Here is a 17,459-nt window from a genome sequence, read left to right on the forward strand (position 1 = left end):
GCTGAGGATCAGGGACGATGACACAGCCACAAAACATTCTGGTGCTCGGCGCAAGCGGCTATATAGGCCAACATTTGGTGCCGCAACTTGCCGCGGCCGGGCATCACGTTACGGCTGCCGCAAGGCGAGTTGAGTGGCTGGAGAAACAACCCTGGCCTGACGTCGTTTGTCGCCATGTCGATTTACAGTGGCCGGAAACCCTTCCGGCACTGCTGGACAATGTCGATACGCTTTATTATCTGGTGCACAGCATGGGCGACGGGGCAGATTTCGTGGCCCATGAACGTCAGACCGCACTCAATTTACGCGATGCGCTGCGTGCGCATCCGGTTAAACAGCTGATCTTTCTCAGTTCGCTACAAGCCGCAGAAGGTGACGGTGACTCAGAGCATCTGCGCGCACGCCAGCTTACGGCCGATATTTTGAGTGATTCAGGCGTGCCGGTGACGGAGATCCGCGCCGGTATTATCGTCGGTGCCGGTTCCGCCGCTTTCGAAGTGATGCGCGATATGGTTTACAACCTGCCAGTGCTTACGCCACCACGCTGGGTTCGTTCGCGCACCACGCCCATTGCACTAGAAAATTTGCTGCATTATTTAATCGAATTGCTCAACCATCCCTCACAAGAAAACCGACTTTTTGAGGCCGCCGGGCCGGAAGTCCTGAGCTATCAACAACAGTTCGAGCGTTTTATGGCGGTCAGTGGCAAGCATCGCCCACTTATCCCCATTCCGCTGCCAACCCGTTGGATCTCGGTATGGTTTCTCAACATGATAACGTCCGTGCCGCCAACCATTGCCAAAGCGCTGATCCAGGGGTTGAAACACGATCTTCTGGCTGACGATCGGGCATTACGCGCGTTGATCCCTCAGCAACTCCTGAACTTTGATGATGCCGTACGCGCGACGCTTGAAGACGAAAACAAACTCGCGAACTCGCAAGACTGGGGTTACGACGCTCAGGCGTTTGCCCGTTGGCGTCCGGAGTATGGCTATTTCCCAAAACAAGCGGGTTGTACGCTCAATACTTCTGCTGAACGGGAAGATTTATGGCAGGTGGTCAATCAGATCGGTGGCAAAGAAGGCTATTTCTTTGGCAATATTCTGTGGAAAACCCGTGGTTTAATGGATCTGCTCGTCGGTCATAAACTGGCTAAAGGCCGTCCGGTACGCGAAATGCTCGAGGTGGGGGATCAGGTCGATAGCTGGAAAGTGATTATTGTCGAACCGCAAAAAGAGTTAACGCTGTTATTTGGTATGAAAGCGCCAGGGCTTGGCCGGCTTTCATTCACGATACGTGATAACGGTAAGCATCGCTCGCTTGATGTACGCGCATGGTGGCATCCACATGGGACCGCAGGTTTATTCTACTGGCTGGTGATGATCCCCGCGCATTTGTTTATTTTCCGAGGCATGGCCCGACGGATTTGCCAACTTTCCGAACAATTGTCACATAAAGTCCGTTAAGTTCTCCTAATCTTTGGTCTTCCCCATTGCAAGCGCTGCCATTTCACGGAAAAATGCGCAGCGTAAATCTCAATTACCATGAGTTGGTCTAAATGAAGGTACTGGTAACGGGCGCAACCAGCGGTTTAGGCCGAAACGCGGTCGAATTTCTTCGCGCAAAAGGCATCAGTGTTCGGGCAACCGGGCGCAACGAGGCCATGGGAAAACTGCTGGAAAAAATGGGTGCGGAGTTTATTCGCGCTGACCTTACCGAATTGGTTTCCTCGCAGGCCAAGGTGATGCTGGCCGATGTCGATACACTCTGGCATTGCTCAAGCTTTACTTCGCCGTGGGGGACTCAGGAAGCGTTCGATCTTGCAAACGTCCGAGCCACCCGTCGCTTAGGTGAATGGGCCGTTGCCTGGGGCGTACGTAACTTCGTGCACATTTCCTCCCCTTCGCTCTACTTTGATTATCACCACCATCGCAATATCAGCGAAGATTTTCGCCCTGTCCGCTTTGCCAATGAATTTGCCCGCAGCAAAGCCGCCAGCGAAGAAGTGATTCAGCTGCTCGCGCAATCAAACCCACACACGCGCTTTACCATTCTGCGTCCGCAAAGTCTGTTTGGCCCGCATGACAAAGTCTTTTTCCCGCGGCTGGTACAGATGATGCGCCACTACGGCAGCGTTTTGTTGCCACGCGGCGGCGATGCGATGGTAGATATGACTTATATCGAGAATGCGGTGCATGCGATGTGGCTCGCAACAGAGCGTTGCGAAACGTTGCCCTCAGGGCGCGCATATAACATCACTAATATGGAAGCTCGCCCGCTGCGCGTGATCGTGCAAAAGCTTATCGATGACTTAGAGATCAAATGCCGCATTCGCTCCGTTCCTTATCCGATGTTGGATATGATTGCCCGCAGCATGGAGCGTTTTGGCAATAAATCGGCCAAAGAACCTGTGCTGACGCATTACGGGGTATCGAAACTTAATTTTGATCTCACCCTGGATACGACGCGAGCCGAAACGGAATTAGGTTATCAACCGATTGTGACGTTGGATGAAGGTATACGCCGTACCGCGCTCTGGTTGCGTGACCACGGTACGTTGATTCGCTAAGTAATAAACCCTCCTGGTTGCAATTCGCAAACCAGAGGGTTTAGCCATGCCCGTACTTTTCGAGTAGCGCTTCAGCAATCGCTTGAGTTTGAGCATCCGCATCACCGGAATATTTTGTTGGGCGGAAATGCATCTGGAATGCCTGAATCACTCTCTTTTGTTGCTCCCACGTCATTTCAGGCGTCACTTGATAACCATATCGCGATAACACATCGAGCAAGCTACGCCTGTCCACGGGTTGGTAAGGCCCACGGCCATTCAGATAAAAGGCGACTCTGTTAGCATCCGGCCAGGCACCGATGCCCTGTTGCGCCAGTTGCTGCCATGGAAATAATGGGCCAGGGTCAACTTTACGTTGTGGGGCAATATCCGCATGGGCGACCACGTTTTGCGGCTGGATTTGATAACGAGCGATAATCACTTTCGCCAGTTTTTCCAGTACCGAAATTTGCGCAGCGTTGAACGGGTAAAATTGATTTACCCGTTCAACGCGCGTAAAGCCTTTATTTTCCAGCTCAATGCCAATCGAAGTGTCATTGATTCGCGTCGCACCGCGCCAGAAACTCACCCCTGCATGCCACGCCAATTCACTTTCAGGCACCAGTTGCCAGATTACCGGCTTGCCGCCAGAGATCGGTGGTGTATCGGGTATCAGGTAATGAGAACTGACATTTTTGTCAGTTAAAGTGGATAACGAACCGGTGAAATCATCGGCGGTGTAGTGAATAACTAACACTTTCACACGCGGATACGCAGCCTGCGCGCTGTGGCTCGTGTCGACTTTAAAATCGCCCTCATCGACGACGTTTTTATCGCTAACCTCAGGCTTGCTGGAACACCCCGCCAGCAGAGCCGCAATGAAAAGCGTGACCAGGCGAGCTTTCATCGGCGCGTTTTAACCGCAGTACCGGTGACGCTCACCATCAGCATACTTCCCTCTTTGCCCACGGTTTCGTAATCAATATCGATACCGACTACCGCATTGGCACCCAAACCTTCTGCTTGTTCCTGTAATTCCCTGAAGGCTATCTCACGCGCTTTACGTAACTCTTTTTCGTATGCACCGGAACGGCCACCGACGATATCGCGCACCCCAGCAAAAAAGTCGCGAAAAATATTGGCGCCCAGAATCGCCTCGCCAGTCACCACGCCACAATATTCTGTAATGCTCTGCCCCTCGAGCGTTGGGGTAGTTGTAAATTGCATAAGCTTCTCCTCTCTTTGTATCAACATCTTAGCGCATTACCTGCCACGCATTTTGACAACGATACGCTATGCTAAGTTAGTCCTCCTGAGAAGATAAGGAAATAAAAATGCGCAGCTCAGTTTTGGTTCTTCTTCCGTGCGCGATGTTACTCACGGCCTGTACTACCCCCGTAACGCCCGCTTTTAAAGACATTGGCACCCACAGCGGCCCTTGCATTGACGGCGGCCCGGATAGCGTGGCGCAGAAATTTTACGATTATCAAATAAGCCATAAAACTCAGGGCAGCAGCGCGATTACCGGCTTGCGTCCGTATATGAGTGATGCGCTGGCACAGCAAATGCAAAAAGCCAGCGCATCGCCTAATGCGCAAAATGACTTTATGCGCAGCAACATGTTTACCAGCAACGCAGATGGCGCAGACAGTGCCGCAGTAGCCTCCGCGTCTACCATTCCTAACACCGATGCGCGCAATATCCCGCTGCGTGTCAACCTCACTAAAGGTAGTCAAAGCTGGCAAGATGAAGTGCTGATGATTCGTGAAGGCCAGTGTTGGGCTGTCGATGACGTGCGTTATCTTGGCGTAAACAGCCATGCGCCTTCTGGCAGCCTGCGTCAGGCCATAGAAACCGAGTAATTTCCACTGCGGGAGAGGGAAGGTAACCCTTGTAAATAGTCTGGAATTTTTCAATAACTCCGACATTTATTCTTACCTCCCTCCCGCCTCGCTATTTTGTGCTACCTTTAATGCACGCGAGTAGTTATTTTTAGGTTTTAACGCACAAAGATTGCATAACTATTCTGTTAAAGGTACCCTTTGCGGCTTCAATTGCTATTCAACTTATGCGCATGAGTATTCAACTAAACGGCATTAATTGTTTTTACGGCGCACATCAAGCGCTGTTCGATATCACTCTTAGTTGCCCACAGGGCGAAACGCTGGTGCTGCTTGGTCCAAGCGGCGCAGGCAAAAGCTCGCTTCTGCGCGTACTCAATCTGCTTGAGATGCCGCGCTCCGGGCAACTCACCATTGCAGACAACCATTTCGACTTTGCAAAAGCGCCTGGCGACAAAGCCATCCGTGAGTTGCGTCGCAACGTGGGTATGGTGTTCCAGCAATACAATCTTTGGCCACATCTCACCGTGCTGCAAAACCTGATGGAAGCGCCTTGCCGCGTCCTTGGGATCAGCAAAGATGAAGCACGCCTTCGCGCCGATAAACTGCTTGAGCGTTTACGCCTGAAACCCTATATGGACAGGTATCCGCTCCACCTTTCTGGTGGTCAGCAGCAGCGTGTCGCGATTGCCCGTGCATTGATGATGGAACCACAGATCCTGCTGTTTGATGAACCGACCGCAGCACTGGACCCAGAAATCACCGCGCAAATCGTCAGCATCATTCGTGAGTTGGCTGAAACCAACATCACTCAGGTCATCGTTACCCACGAAGTAGAAGTTGCGCGTAAAACCGCAAGCCGCGTGGTTTACATGGAAAATGGCCACATCGTTGAACAAGGTGATGCGAGTTGCTTCGCAAAACCACAGACCGAAGCGTTTAAATTCTATCTGTCACACTGATGTATCCGGGAAAATAACCATGAAAAAAGTTCTGCTTGCCACATTATTAGCCAGCCTGAGCCTTTCCGCGACGGCTGCACAAACTATTCGTTTCGCTATGGAAGCGTCTTACCCTCCATTTGAATCTATGGATGCCAGCAATAAGATCGTTGGTTTTGATGTCGATTTGGCAAACGCGCTGTGTAAAGAGATCGATGCAACCTGTACTTTCAGCAACCAGGCTTTTGACAGCCTGATCCCAAGCCTGAAATTCCGCCGTATTGACGCGGTTATCTCGGGTATGGATATCACTCCAGAGCGTGAAAAACAGGTTCTGTTCAGCAGCCCGTATTATGAAAACTCTGCTTTGTTTGTCGGCCAGAAAGGCAAAATTGCTGATATTAGTGCGCTGAAAGGCAAGAAAGTGGGTATGCAGAACGGCTCCACGCATCAGAAATTCATCATGGATAAACATCCAGAAATTACCACCGTTCCTTACGACAGCTACATGAACGCCAAGCTGGATATGGAAAGCGGCCGTATTGACGCCGTATTTGGTGACACCGCAGTGGTCACCGAATGGCTGAAAGCCGATCCTAAACTGGCCGCTATTGGCGATAAAGTCACGGATAAAGACTACTTCGGTACCGGTTTGGGCATCGCGGTTCGTCAGGGCAACACTGACCTGCAAGCGAAATTCAACACCGCACTGGAAAAAGTGAAGCAAGATGGGACGTACAAAACCATCTACGAAAAATGGTTCCAGAAGTAATCTGAATGAACGAAATGTTTACTTTAGCGAGCGCCGCCGGGATGACCGTCGGCCTTGCCGTTTGTGCGCTGATCATCGGCCTGGCTCTGGCGATGATTTTTGCCGTGTGGGAGTCTGCAAAATGGCGTCCGATTGCCTGGCTGGGTTCAGCTTTGGTAACGGTGCTGCGCGGCTTGCCTGAAATTCTGGTGGTGCTGTTTATTTATTTCGGCTCCTCACAGTTGCTGCTGATCCTCTCAGATGGTTTTGTGCTCAACCTCGGTTTTGTGCAAATCCCTATCCAATTACAGATTGAGAATTTCGATGTCAGCCCGTTCCTGTGCGGCGTGATCGCACTTTCCCTGCTCTACTCGGCTTATGCTTCGCAGACTTTGCGTGGCGCACTTAAAGCCGTGCCAATTGGGCAATGGGAGTCCGGCCAGGCGTTAGGTTTGTCGAAAGCCGCAATTTTCTTCCGTCTGGTGATGCCGCAAATGTGGCGTCATGCGCTACCCGGATTAGGTAATCAGTGGCTGGTATTGCTAAAAGATACTGCGCTGGTTTCGCTGATTAGCGTCAACGATTTGATGTTACAGACTAAAAGTATCGCCACCCGTACTCAGGAGCCGTTTACCTGGTATGTGGTTGCTGCCGCGATCTACCTCGTGATCACCCTCATCAGCCAGTACGTTCTTCAGCGTATTGACCAACGAGCGACACGTTTTGAACGGAGACCCGGCTGATGCTTGAGTATTTACCGGAACTGTTGAAAGGCCTGCACACCAGTCTGACACTCACCGCGGCATCCATTGTTGTCGCGCTGATTTTAGCGCTGTTTTTCACCATCGTTTTGACGCTGAAAACCCCGGTGCTGGTGTGGATTGTCCGTGGTTATATCACGCTGTTCACTGGCACTCCGCTGCTGGTGCAAATATTCCTGATTTACTACGGCCCTGGTCAGTTTCCGTCGATTCAAAACTACCCTGTTTTGTGGCACCTGCTTTCTGAACCGTGGCTGTGCGCATTGATTGCGCTGTCTTTAAACAGTGCAGCCTACACCACGCAACTGTTTTACGGTGCTATTCGCGCTATTCCTGATGGTCAGTGGCAGTCGTGTGGCGCCTTGGGTATGAGCAAGAAAGATACCCTCGCGATTTTGCTGCCTTATGCATTTAAACGCGCACTTTCTTCTTACTCGAACGAAGTGGTTTTAGTGTTTAAAAGTACTTCTCTGGCGTACACCATTACGCTGATGGAAGTCATGGGCCATGGGCAACTTCTGTACGGTCGTACTTACGATGTGATGGTATTCGGTGCCGCAGGTTTGGTTTATCTGGTCGTTAACGGATTACTCACGCTGTTAATGCGAGTGATAGAACGCCGGGCGCTGGCGTTCGAACGCCGTAATTAAGATATCGTTAATCACTCAAAAAGGCGGGGACTTCCCCGCCTTTTTTGCATCCCGATAAATATAATTATACATTTTATTTGCATATAAATTCATTTGCTGGCATGATTTTTTTACGCCGAGAAACGGTGAAAACAATAAAACACGACAGACGGGAGCAACACAAATGAAGAAGTTTATTTTGGCCGCCATGTTCGCTACAGCCGCATTCAACGTGGCCGCAGCCGACAAAATCAACTTTGGTTCTTCTGCCACTTATCCGCCATTTGAATCACTTGATGCTAATAATCAGATCGTCGGTTTTGATATCGACCTGGCTAAAGCTTTATGCAAACAAATGCAGGCAGAGTGCACGTTCACAAACCACGCATTTGACAGTTTGATCCCGTCACTTAAATTCCGCAAATATGATGCGGTAATTTCAGGTATGGATATTACGCCTGAACGTAGCAAGCAAGTTTCCTTTACTACACCGTACTACGCCAACTCGGCGGTCGTGATTGCCAAAAAAGGTGCGTTTAACTCTTTTGATGAACTGAAAGGCAAACGTATCGGTATGGAAAATGGCACCACACACCAGAAATATCTCCAGGAAAAGCATCCGGAAATTAAAACGGTTTCTTACGATAGCTACCAGAATGCGATTATCGACCTGAAAAATGGCCGTATTGATGGAGTATTTGGTGACACGGCAGTGGTAAATGAGTGGCTGAAGACCAACCCACAATTAGGGACTGTTGGCAGCCACGTTACCGATGCAGAATATTTTGGAACGGGGCTGGGTATTGCAGTACGCCCGGATAACCCGGCACTGTTAACGAAATTGAATACGGCGCTGGCGGCAATTAAAGCTGACGGGACATATCAGAAGATCAGCGCCCAGTGGTTCCCTCAGTAAAAGATGCCCTCACCCCGCCCCTCTCCCACAGGAGAGGGTGAAAAGAAAAGTGAAAAAGAAGATCCCCCTCCTTTGGGAGAGGGTGAAAAGAAAAGTGAAAAAGAAGATCCCCTCTCCTTTGGGAGAGGGTGAAAAGAAAAGTGGAAAAGAAGATCCCCTCTCCTTTGGGAGAGGGTGAAAAGAAAAGTGAAAAAGAAAATCCCCTCTCCTTTGGGAGAGGGTTAGGGTGAGGGGAAAAATTAAGCTCGCACCAACAGCGTCAACACTTCGTAATGCGCGGTATGCGGGAACATATCGAACAATTGCACACGTTCTACCCGGTATTCCGCCAACGACGCAATATCCCGCGCCATCGTCTGCGCATTGCAGCTTGAATAGATAATGTATTTCGGGGCCATGTTATTCAAAAAATAACAGAGTGCCTGGCCAATTCCACGCCGTGGAGGATTCACTAATACCAGATCGGGTACATCGTGCTGTTCAGTGGCAAATTTCGTTGAATCCAATGCCTGGAATTGAATATCCGTTAATCCAAGTTTTTCCGCTGACTGACGTGCGCAGGCAATCGCCTCAGGGGCAATTTCAATTCCGGTCAGTTTCATATCGGGCGTTGCACAGTGCAGGCCAAACCCACCCACCCCGCAGAACAAATCCCACATATGTTTGACGGGCAGCTTACGCACCCAGTCACGAGCCGTGGCGTACAAAGATGCCGCAACGGTTGGGTTCGTCTGGAAGAAGCTTTGCGGACGAATATACAGCGGCACACCGTTAAACTGTTCTTCCAGCGCTTGCTGTTCGGTTAATGGGATTTCCTGCTCGCCTTCCATAATCGCCATATGCACGGGCTGAATGTTGGCAGAAATCACTTTTAGCTGCGGGAGCTGTTGCTGCAACCAGGGGAGTGCAGAGCGGAGCTGTTCCAGTTTTGCTTCTGATCGCAGAACAAAACGCAGCATCATGCCGCCGTCTAACTGACTTTCCGTTAGCAGCAGATATTTCAATTCACCGCGTTTGCGCGCCACGTTATAGGGCGTAAGTCCCGCACGCGCGATAAACGGTTTCAGTACGGTAAACACAGCCTGAAATGAAGCCGGATACAGCGGACACTCGGTTAAATCTTCAGGTGTACCATCGCGATGCAGCATCCCCAACAGTGGTTTCTCTACGCTGCCGCTGACCACCATTTTGGCTTTATTGCGGAATGCCTGCTCAGGGCCGCTGACTGGCGCGCACCACTCTTGCACCGCAATACCCTCCAGCAAATGCTGAAGTTCCTTCATCTTGGCGGTGAGTTGTTCGGAAACCGGCTGTTCAATCCACTGACAAGAGCGGCAGCGATTAGCCTGATAGAGCACGCAATGCATAATTACATCCTGAAACCGGGGGGCGTAGATTGTAGCACTACGCTGTCATTGAAGTTTAAAAAAAAGCCGACTCCGAGAAGGGATAAACAGCAAAAATAGCACCAACAAATCGGGTAGTTTCTGCGTCATGAGTGAACGGAATATTTCTCGTTTTGACTCACCAGGGATACTGAACAGTTCAGGATAACCCCAGCCGAGTGACGCGGCCCATAAATAGCTAACGGTAATCACCTGCGTGGCAAGAAACAGCCAGCGTCCCCAATTACGCCCTTTCATGATGACAAACGCACAGCGTAATTCGATACACAGCATCACCAGGCTACCGAGGAAAATCAGCGTCAGGCTCCAGGTTTGCACGCTACGGTGAATGAAATCAAGCGCTCCACTCACACCGAGCATGTTGAAAATCAACATCAAATCGAGGATTCGTGTAGTAAGAATAGCAATTGCCGCCACCAGCACTAATGTGGGAGCGTTCAATTTCGCTTGTGTTTGACTTCGTTTCCTGAAAATTTCCGCAAACCTCGTGTTCCATACGACACAGTGCCGCGACAAGCGCGGCACTGTGGGTTTTACCAGATTTTAAACCTTTCAGCTATGCCTTGCACGTTGGATGTCGCGTAGACGTTGCTTTTCCGCTCGCGCCATAAACCACCAGGCAATCAATCCGATAATCCCAACCACGCCCAAAATTATAGACGCCAATGCGTTTATTTCAGGATTAACCCCCATTCTGACGCTTGAGAATACCAGCATCGGTAACGTTGTCGCACCCGGCCCTGAGACAAAGCTGGCAATGACGAGATCATCAAGCGAGAGGGTGAACGCCAGCAGCCAACCGGAGACAATCGCCGGCGCAATCATCGGGACGGTGATGACGAAGAAGACCTTCAACGGGGTTGCCCCCAGGTCCATCGCCGCTTCTTCGATTGAGTGATCCAACTCCCGCAAGCGCGAGCTGATGACCACAGAAACGTACGCGGTACAAAATGTCACATGAGCCAGCCAAATCGTCAGCATGCCACGGTCACTTGGCCAGCCGATAGCGTGCCCTAACGCGACAAACAGCAACAGCAGTGACAGACCGGTGATGACATCAGGCATAACCAGCGGTGCGGTGAGCATGAAGGCAAAACCCGTGGAGCCACGGAATTTACCAAAACGCACCATAACGACGGCGGCAATAGTCCCAAGGATCACCGCTGCCGTCGCCGCTGCTGCCGCGATAGTTAAACTTAGCCCCACGGCGTTCATCATCGCGGAGTCCTGGAACAATTCGACATACCAGCGAGTCGACCACCCCGCCCAGACGGTCACCAGTTTTGAGCTGTTAAATGAATAGATAACCAGCATCAGCATCGGTGCGTAGAGGAAGGTAAATCCAATGGCTAAAATCACAATGCGCCACGGTGAACGCACTACCGGTAAATTGTTCATGCGTGGTCCTCCGCAGCTTTGTTTTGATATTTGTGGAACCACATGATCGGCACTATCAACAGGATAAGCATGGTTATCGCTACCGCTGACGCAACTGGCCAATCCCGGTTATTGAAGAACTCCTGCCACAGAACACGACCAATCATGATGCTATCTGGCCCGCCAAGCAGTTCCGGTATAACAAACTCCCCCACCGCCGGAATAAACACCAGCATGGAGCCCGCGATAATGCCGCCTTTGGTCAGTGGCACGATCACGCTGAAGAATGTTTTCAGCGGGCGAGCCCCCAAATCTAACGACGCTTCCACTAACGAGTAATCGAGTCGCGTCAGCGCGGTATAAATCGGCAACACCATAAACGGCAAATAGGCATAAACAATACCGATGTAGACCGCAAGATTGGTGTGCAGAATCACCAATGGTTGGTCAATAACCCCTAGCCACATCAATACGTTGTTCAGTACACCGTTATTTTTCAGTATGCCCATCCAGGCATAAACGCGGATCAGGAAGGAGGTCCATGAAGGTAAAATCACCAGCAATAACAGAATGTTACGCGTTGATGATTTACTGTGTGCCACCGCCCACGCCAGCGGATAACCCAGCAGCAAGCAGCATATTGTGGATACCCCAGCGACTTGCAGCGACTGTAAATAGGCATCTGCGTATAACGGATCGTCAGTGAGCTGGAGATAGTTCGCCAGATTCAGCGCCAGTGAAATCTGATCGTCAGCCCAGGTGATGAGATCGGTATAAGGTGGAATGGACCGGGCTATTTCAGCAAAACTTATCTTGAAGACAATCAAGAACGGCAGCATAAACAGCAAAATCAGCCACAAGTACGGCAATGCAATCACAACCTTACGGCCATGGAGCATTTGCATTTTTGCCAGCCACATTTTAAAACTGCTGGCCGGTGGCTCGGCCGGGCGTTCGGTAATCGTGCTCATTTCGCCCCCTTAAACGGTCAAGACCACACAACTCTCGGCATCCCAACACAGACGAACTTCGTCACCCCAGGTTGGCATCCCCTTGCGGTTCCGGTTCTCATTTTGCAACTGCGCGCTGATCATCTGCCCACTCACCAGACGCACGTGATAAATCGACAGGTCGCCAAGATAGGCAATATGCACCACTTCACCGACCGCGAAGTTGTAACGGTCTTCTGGAGGTTCTTCGCAAAGCATGACTTTTTCAGGACGCAGTGCGACGTACACCGGCACCCCGTCAACCACCGAAACATCCGGATCAACTTTAAGCGAATGAATCAGCCCAGGGCTTTCAATGATCAGCCCATCTTCCCGGCGCTCTTTCAACAGCCCTTCAAAGACGTTCACCGAACCGATAAATTCCGCGCTGTAGCGCGTAGCCGGATATTCGTAGACCTCTTCCGGCTCGCCAATTTGCTCGAACTTGCCACGATTCATAATGGCGATACGTCCCGCCATGGTCATCGCTTCTTCCTGGTCGTGCGTCACCATGACGCAGGTGGCACCCACACGCTCGAGAATATCCACGACTTCGAGCTGCATACGGTCACGCAATTTCTTATCCAGCGCGCCCATCGGCTCATCGAGCAGCAATAATTTTGGCCGTTTCGCGAGGCTTCGTGCCAGCGCGACACGCTGACGCTGCCCGCCTGAAAGCTGGTGCGGTTTGCGTTTGGCGTACTCTTGCATATGAACCAGCGTCAGCATCTCCTGCACACGCTGAGTGATTTCATTTTTCGGCAGCTTGTCTTGCTTGAGTCCAAACGCGATATTTTGCTCGACCGTCATATGCGGGAAAAGTGCATAGGACTGGAACATCATATTGATTGGCCGCTGATAGGGCGGGACGTGTGACAAATCCACACCATCCAGCATGATTTGCCCGGCACTGGGTTGTTCAAAACCCGCCAGCATGCGTAACAGCGTTGATTTACCACAGCCGGATGGCCCGAGCAGCGCAAAAATTTCGCCTTTATAAATAGTCAGATTGACATCATCAACGGCATGTTGCCCGTCAAAGGACTTAGTGAGGTTGCGAACTTCAAGCAGCGGCGTAAGCGCCTTGCGAGTTTTCGCGTGCGGACGAGGGATTACGTCAGTCAATTGTGTGCTCTCCGGCAAAAGCAAAATTCTACCTTTCATCTTTCAAATCGCAGGGGTGTTGGCTGCTTTCGTTCACCCCAGTCACTTACTTATGTAAGCTCCTGGGGGTTCTCTCTCTTGCCGCCTACCTGCAACTTGAAATCTAAAAGTTATAACCAACTAAAATATCTAACTATTTCCCTGTTTTAACTTTAGTCCAGGCACGCGTAATGACACGGTCAACTTTTGGTGATTGCACACCTTGAGTGAACAGTTTGCTGCGAACATCAGCCGGTGGATAAATGCCCGGATTATCACGAATCTCAGCATTTAACAGCGGAGTCGACTCTTTATTCGCATTGGCGTAATAAACGTGATTACTGATATTCGCGACGACATCCGGTCGCATCAGATAGTTAAGGAACTGATAGGCTTCATCTTTATTTTTCGCGTCATTGGTGATTGCGAACATATCGAAGTAAACCATCGCCCCTTCTTTAGGAATGGTATAAGCAATATTCACGCCATTTTTGGCTTCTTTAGCGCGGTTTGCCGCCTGGAGAATATCGCCAGACCAACCGATCGCCACGCAGATGTCGCCGTTAGCCAAATCGTTGATGTATTGGGAAGAGTGGAAATAACGGATAGACGGACGCAATTTCAACAGCAGATCGTTCGCCGCACCGGTGTAATCACTCGGATTGGTGCTGTTAGGATCTTTGCCCAGGTAGTGCAATACGCTTGCGTAAACCTCGCTCGGCGCATCAAGGAACGAAACGCCACAGCTTTTCAGCTTCTCAAGATTTTCTGGTTTCAGGATGAGATCCCAGCTGTCCACCGGCGCATCTTTGCCCAATACCGCTTTGACTTTATCGACGTTGTAGCCAATTCCTGTCGTAACCATCATGTACGGAATGCCGTATTTATTGTCATGGTCATTATGGGCGACCAGTTTAAGCATTTCCGGATCGAGATTTTTGTAGTTCGGCAATTTGCTCTTATCAAGAGGCTGGAAAATACCGGCCTGAGCCTGACGCTCCAGGAATTGTGAAGAAGGCACGACGAGGTCATAACCCGTACTGCCGGCCATTAACTTCCCTTCCAGAACTTCGTTGGAGTCGAAGACGTCGTACACCACTTTAATGCCGGTTTCTTTCGTAAAGTTTGCCAACGTATCTGGAGCAATATAATCAGACCAGTTATAAACGTGCAGCGTCTTTTGTTCAGCGGCAAATGTCGTGGCAGAGACTGCCATCAACAAACCCGTCACCATCCCCGACAACAATTTTTTACGTTGGGCGAACATATGTCATTCCTTCTGAATAAAGGGTAAATCTCGCTTTCACGAGCAGAATTTACTCAATCAAACTTTTATGCATTTAGTTAATGCTTTGGGAACATGCAAGAACCATGCATCTCTATTCAAACTACGGTGAAAAAAGCTGGCGCCTTCCCACAGACGTTGCATATTTTAAGTGTCACGCAAGAATAACTGTAGCCAGGGTTAGTGACTATAGCGCGACTAAAAAAGCGCCTTATATCAATTTTTTAACAAAAAAATGCCTATACCGTCGCGTGATACTGGCAACAATGGCGAGAATAATGCTTAGGAATAGCGGGTAAGGCAGGATAAAAAATGTGGGCCGCAGCGGACAAAACAGCCGCTGCGTTCAGAAAAGAAACGATCGGTGCAGAAGTTAGTGTAAAAAGTGGGTTTGAACCAGGGTGCTGTCTTGCTCTTCTTCCCCGTCAGAGATGTAGAGCAACTGATTCGCGCACGCTTCCAGAATCACCATCGAGATCTGCTCTTCGCTCTGTTTTACAAAATGAGCAAATTGCTCGCGCGTTATTCCAACCGCCGCTTGTAGCGACTGGCAAACCACGAGTTTTGGTAAATTGTCGTCCTGGATATCTAAAAACGCTTTCACCGTCAGTGAACTGGCATTAATAGACGAGAGATCGGATGCCAGGGGCAACAATGCGGAGGGCTTTACCTCGGCCAGGGCTGAAAACAAGACGATATTATCGACAAGATCGATTTTCGCATCGTAGACACCATCAAAATTCTGCATATGAGGCAGATGGAGCGCCTGGCAGGTATCGCACTCGAAAATGGTCACGCCGATTTCGTCAAGCCAGCGGCGTAAGATGTCCAGAGTAGGGACAACGAGTGAATCCATAAATGCCGTAGCCTCTTTTAAAGGGGTGATTAATAGCCTATCTAAGTCGCGCCATAGCTTACGCAAAAATAGCGCTTCATACTATTATTATGCGTCCAATGGTGCCGATGCTCGAATTTAGCCGCCCGTTTTCAGGCAATAACCAGGATGGGCCTGTTGCTCAATCCACTTGATCATTAGGGTCGCAATGTCGACACCGCTCGTCTTTTCAATGCCTTCCAGACCCGGTGACGCATTAACCTCCATCACCAGCGGGCCACGCTTCGCGCGTAAAATATCAACACCAGCGACATCCAGCCCCAACGTTGCGGCAGCATGAAGGGCAATTTCGCGCTCACGCTCGGTAATTTCGACCTGATTCGCCACGCCTCCGCGATGCAAGTTAGAACGGAAGTCCCCTGGTTTTGCCTGGCGTTCGATAGCCGCCACCACTTTATTCCCTACCACCAAACAACGAATATCCCTGCCCTGCGCTTCTTTTATATATTCTTGCACCAATATGTGAGCATTCAGACCGCGGAATGCGTCAATCACGCTTTCTGCGGCCTGGCGCGTTTCCGCTAACACCACGCCGATCCCTTGTGTCCCTTCAACCAACTTCACCACCAGCGGCGCACCACCGACCATGTCGATTAAATCACTGGTGTCATCGGGCGAGTGAGCAAAACCGGTCACGGGTAAATCAATGCCCTGGCGCGCCATTAGCTGCAATGACCGCAGTTTGTCGCGAGCACGGGTGATGGCTACAGATTCGTTAAGCGGATAGCTCCCTAACATTTCGAACTGGCGTAGAACGGCGGTGCCGTAGAAAGTAATCGCGGATCCGATACGCGGAATCACCGCATCATAATGGGGAAGCTGGCGCCCTTTATAGTGCACTGACGGGGCCGCCGGATTGATATTCATATAGCACGATAGGGGATCGATGATTTCGACTACGTGGCCACGGCGAGATGCCGCTTCACGAAGCCGTTTACAAGAATAAAGCGTTCCATCCCGGGATAAAATGGCGATTTTCACCCTGCACCTCAGCGTTTCCAGTCCGATAATAACAGCGCGGTTATCATAGCACCGCCATTGTGTTTCAACGAACGGGCAATGTGTCTGGCGACTGTTTTAACACGTCAATTAAATGACGCGTGGTAGAAGACAGATGATGCGGGTCGTACACGACATAAAGATCGGCTGGGATCGCTTTAGTCAGCGGGCGGAAAGTCACTCCTGGCCAGTTCATTTGCGCATAGCTGTCTGCCATGATCGTCAACCCCATTCCAATACTGACCAGCGCCAGTACAGTCTGCGGCTCAACCGCCTCTCTTACCACTCGCGGCGAAAACCCAGCTTCCCGGCAAACACCTTGCAAAAAAGTCCAGTCAGAATGCACTGCGGTCATCGTGACAAAGGCTTCATGGCGTAACTGTTCAATATCGATAGCTGTTTGTTTTGTTAGCGGGTGCTTTTCGGGCAACGCGACTAAAAACGTAGCGTCATGAAGTTTTTCACTGCGCAATCCCGGCGGTGGATTGGTTTCCATGCGCCAGATTCCGGCATCAATGTCGTGACGATCAAGTAAAGCAAGCTGGTCACCCGGAGATTTTTCACGGAATAAGATATCAATGGCAGGGTTATCCGCGATGAACCGCTGCAACCCCAGACGCAACCCACCCCAAATTGCCGTGCCGACAATTCCCAGATGAATTCGCCCACCTTCCCCACGCCCAATTTGCTCAACGCGCGCCAGTGCCTGGTTCGCGCTATCCAGCAGCAGGCGGGTTTCTTCCAGTAAGACTTCACCTGCATAAGTCAGGGCGACGCTACGGGAATGACGAATAAACAGCACCGTGCCGAGCTGGGATTCTAACTCTTTGATGTGGAAGCTCAGCGGCGGTTGCGACATGTTGAGTCGCGCTGCGGCTTTACCAAAATGCAGCTCTTCCGCTACGGCTTGAAAATAGCGCAGTAGTTTTAAATCGGTACGGTAAGTTCGCTGTGAATGGCTCATGAGGCTCCCTGTGC

General features: G+C 50.6%; 20 protein-coding genes. 9 read left to right on the forward strand and 11 right to left on the reverse strand.

Translation table 11 applies throughout. The features are described from left to right. The first annotated feature begins 17 nt into the window (after window positions 1–17). Together RHD99_RS16685 and RHD99_RS16690 are read left to right on the forward strand one after the other, a co-directional pair. Window positions 18–1,466: an SDR family oxidoreductase gene (locus RHD99_RS16685; protein WP_309875330.1), complete on the forward strand. Its 1,449-nt coding sequence runs from the start codon at window positions 18–20 to the stop codon at window positions 1,464–1,466. A 92-nt stretch (window positions 1,467–1,558) separates the two neighbouring features. Beyond that, the gene (locus RHD99_RS16690; protein ID WP_183270908.1) at window positions 1,559–2,569 is read left to right on the forward strand and encodes a 3-beta-hydroxysteroid dehydrogenase; all 1,011 of its coding nucleotides are present in this window, start codon (window positions 1,559–1,561) and stop codon (window positions 2,567–2,569) included. Window positions 2,570–2,609: 40 nt separating this feature from the next. Here RHD99_RS16690 and RHD99_RS16695 read toward each other — a convergent pair whose 3' ends face one another. Beyond that, entirely contained in the window at window positions 2,610–3,455 is an 846-nt protein-coding gene (locus RHD99_RS16695) for an N-acetylmuramoyl-L-alanine amidase (protein WP_309875333.1), read from the reverse strand. Then, window positions 3,452–3,775 (reverse strand): heavy metal-binding domain-containing protein, encoded by a 324-nt coding sequence (locus tag RHD99_RS16700; protein ID WP_183270910.1) that lies wholly within the window; start codon window positions 3,773–3,775, stop codon window positions 3,452–3,454. The genes RHD99_RS16695 and RHD99_RS16700 overlap by 4 nt, the downstream gene beginning before the upstream one ends. Window positions 3,776–3,882: 107 nt before the next feature. Between RHD99_RS16700 and RHD99_RS16705 the strand changes: the two genes are divergently transcribed. The 7 genes from RHD99_RS16705 (at window position 3,883) to RHD99_RS16735 (ending at window position 8,565) form a co-directional block, all read left to right on the forward strand. Beyond that, window positions 3,883–4,410, forward strand: coding sequence for a lipoprotein (locus RHD99_RS16705; RefSeq protein ID WP_309875336.1), 528 nt, complete (start codon window positions 3,883–3,885; stop codon window positions 4,408–4,410). A 212-nt stretch (window positions 4,411–4,622) separates the two neighbouring features. Beyond that, window positions 4,623–5,351, forward strand: a complete 729-nt coding sequence (gene artP, locus RHD99_RS16710) for an arginine ABC transporter ATP-binding protein ArtP (protein ID WP_064557670.1) — start codon at window positions 4,623–4,625, stop codon at window positions 5,349–5,351. A gap of 19 nt (window positions 5,352–5,370) precedes the next feature. Then, a complete protein-coding gene (gene artJ, locus RHD99_RS16715; RefSeq protein ID WP_064557457.1) occupies window positions 5,371–6,102 on the forward strand; it encodes an arginine ABC transporter substrate-binding protein in 732 nt (243 codons plus the stop codon). Between the two features lie 5 nt (window positions 6,103–6,107). Then, complete coding sequence (gene artQ / locus RHD99_RS16720) at window positions 6,108–6,824, forward strand: arginine ABC transporter permease ArtQ (protein WP_309875340.1); 717 nt, start codon at window positions 6,108–6,110, stop codon at window positions 6,822–6,824. Next, a complete protein-coding gene (gene artM / locus RHD99_RS16725) occupies window positions 6,824–7,492 on the forward strand; it encodes an arginine ABC transporter permease ArtM (RefSeq protein ID WP_183270913.1) in 669 nt (222 codons plus the stop codon). Before artQ ends, artM begins: the two co-directional genes overlap by 1 nt. 163 nt (window positions 7,493–7,655) lie before the next feature. After that, entirely contained in the window at window positions 7,656–8,387 is a 732-nt protein-coding gene (gene artJ / locus RHD99_RS16730; protein ID WP_183270914.1) for an arginine ABC transporter substrate-binding protein ArtJ, read from the forward strand. A 37-nt stretch (window positions 8,388–8,424) separates the two neighbouring features. Further along, a complete protein-coding gene (locus RHD99_RS16735) occupies window positions 8,425–8,565 on the forward strand; it encodes a hypothetical protein (protein WP_309875344.1) in 141 nt (46 codons plus the stop codon). A gap of 61 nt (window positions 8,566–8,626) precedes the next feature. On the opposite strand, the gene rlmC is transcribed toward RHD99_RS16735, so the two are convergent. The 9 genes from rlmC to RHD99_RS16780 all read right to left on the reverse strand — a co-directional run bounded on the left by rlmC (window position 8,627) and on the right by RHD99_RS16780 (window position 17,445). Further along, on the reverse strand, window positions 8,627–9,754 hold the full coding sequence (gene rlmC / locus RHD99_RS16740; RefSeq protein ID WP_309875346.1) for a 23S rRNA (uracil(747)-C(5))-methyltransferase RlmC: 1,128 nt from the start codon (window positions 9,752–9,754) through the stop codon (window positions 8,627–8,629). Between the two features lie 45 nt (window positions 9,755–9,799). Beyond that, on the reverse strand, window positions 9,800–10,234 hold the full coding sequence (locus RHD99_RS16745; RefSeq protein ID WP_309875348.1) for a YbjO family protein: 435 nt from the start codon (window positions 10,232–10,234) through the stop codon (window positions 9,800–9,802). 111 nt (window positions 10,235–10,345) lie between these two features. After that, the gene (gene potI / locus RHD99_RS16750) at window positions 10,346–11,191 is read right to left on the reverse strand and encodes a putrescine ABC transporter permease PotI (RefSeq protein ID WP_183270916.1); all 846 of its coding nucleotides are present in this window, start codon (window positions 11,189–11,191) and stop codon (window positions 10,346–10,348) included. Further along, a complete protein-coding gene (potH, locus tag RHD99_RS16755) occupies window positions 11,188–12,090 on the reverse strand; it encodes a putrescine ABC transporter permease PotH (protein WP_374708492.1) in 903 nt (300 codons plus the stop codon). Before potH ends, potI begins: the two co-directional genes overlap by 4 nt. Before the next feature lie 60 nt (window positions 12,091–12,150). Beyond that, window positions 12,151–13,284, reverse strand: a complete 1,134-nt coding sequence (potG, locus tag RHD99_RS16760) for a putrescine ABC transporter ATP-binding subunit PotG (RefSeq protein ID WP_183270918.1) — start codon at window positions 13,282–13,284, stop codon at window positions 12,151–12,153. A gap of 172 nt (window positions 13,285–13,456) precedes the next feature. Beyond that, complete coding sequence (gene potF / locus RHD99_RS16765) at window positions 13,457–14,569, reverse strand: spermidine/putrescine ABC transporter substrate-binding protein PotF (protein WP_183270919.1); 1,113 nt, start codon at window positions 14,567–14,569, stop codon at window positions 13,457–13,459. A 391-nt stretch (window positions 14,570–14,960) separates the two neighbouring features. Then, window positions 14,961–15,443: a YbjN domain-containing protein gene (locus RHD99_RS16770; protein WP_183270920.1), complete on the reverse strand. Its 483-nt coding sequence runs from the start codon at window positions 15,441–15,443 to the stop codon at window positions 14,961–14,963. 117 nt (window positions 15,444–15,560) lie between these two features. After that, window positions 15,561–16,463: a 30S ribosomal protein S6--L-glutamate ligase gene (gene rimK / locus RHD99_RS16775; RefSeq protein WP_270139543.1), complete on the reverse strand. Its 903-nt coding sequence runs from the start codon at window positions 16,461–16,463 to the stop codon at window positions 15,561–15,563. Window positions 16,464–16,527: 64 nt separating this feature from the next. Then, window positions 16,528–17,445: a LysR family transcriptional regulator gene (locus RHD99_RS16780; RefSeq protein ID WP_309875360.1), complete on the reverse strand. Its 918-nt coding sequence runs from the start codon at window positions 17,443–17,445 to the stop codon at window positions 16,528–16,530. Between the last annotated feature and the right edge of the window lie 14 nt (window positions 17,446–17,459).

This window comes from Buttiauxella selenatireducens (assembly GCF_031432975.1).
GTDB lineage: Bacteria > Pseudomonadota > Gammaproteobacteria > Enterobacterales > Enterobacteriaceae > Buttiauxella > Buttiauxella selenatireducens.

Coding starts and splice junctions, on each gene's coding strand:
- artJ (WP_064557457.1), top strand. CDS start 5,371: ATGAAAAAAGTTCTGCTTGCCACATTATTAGCCAGCCTGAGCCTTTCC.
- RHD99_RS16690 (WP_183270908.1), top strand. CDS start 1,559: ATGAAGGTACTGGTAACGGGCGCAACCAGCGGTTTAGGCCGAAACGCG.
- RHD99_RS16780 (WP_309875360.1), bottom strand. CDS start 17,445: ATGAGCCATTCACAGCGAACTTACCGTACCGATTTAAAACTACTGCGC.
- rlmC (WP_309875346.1), bottom strand. CDS start 9,754: ATGCATTGCGTGCTCTATCAGGCTAATCGCTGCCGCTCTTGTCAGTGG.
- artJ (WP_183270914.1), top strand. CDS start 7,656: ATGAAGAAGTTTATTTTGGCCGCCATGTTCGCTACAGCCGCATTCAAC.
- RHD99_RS16700 (WP_183270910.1), bottom strand. CDS start 3,775: ATGCAATTTACAACTACCCCAACGCTCGAGGGGCAGAGCATTACAGAA.
- RHD99_RS16695 (WP_309875333.1), bottom strand. CDS start 3,455: ATGAAAGCTCGCCTGGTCACGCTTTTCATTGCGGCTCTGCTGGCGGGG.
- artP (WP_064557670.1), top strand. CDS start 4,623: ATGAGTATTCAACTAAACGGCATTAATTGTTTTTACGGCGCACATCAA.
- artM (WP_183270913.1), top strand. CDS start 6,824: ATGCTTGAGTATTTACCGGAACTGTTGAAAGGCCTGCACACCAGTCTG.
- potF (WP_183270919.1), bottom strand. CDS start 14,569: ATGTTCGCCCAACGTAAAAAATTGTTGTCGGGGATGGTGACGGGTTTG.
- RHD99_RS16685 (WP_309875330.1), top strand. CDS start 18: ATGACACAGCCACAAAACATTCTGGTGCTCGGCGCAAGCGGCTATATA.
- potI (WP_183270916.1), bottom strand. CDS start 11,191: ATGAACAATTTACCGGTAGTGCGTTCACCGTGGCGCATTGTGATTTTA.
- potH (WP_374708492.1), bottom strand. CDS start 12,090: ATGTGGCTGGCAAAAATGCAAATGCTCCATGGCCGTAAGGTTGTGATT.
- artQ (WP_309875340.1), top strand. CDS start 6,108: ATGAACGAAATGTTTACTTTAGCGAGCGCCGCCGGGATGACCGTCGGC.
- RHD99_RS16705 (WP_309875336.1), top strand. CDS start 3,883: ATGCGCAGCTCAGTTTTGGTTCTTCTTCCGTGCGCGATGTTACTCACG.
- RHD99_RS16770 (WP_183270920.1), bottom strand. CDS start 15,443: ATGGATTCACTCGTTGTCCCTACTCTGGACATCTTACGCCGCTGGCTT.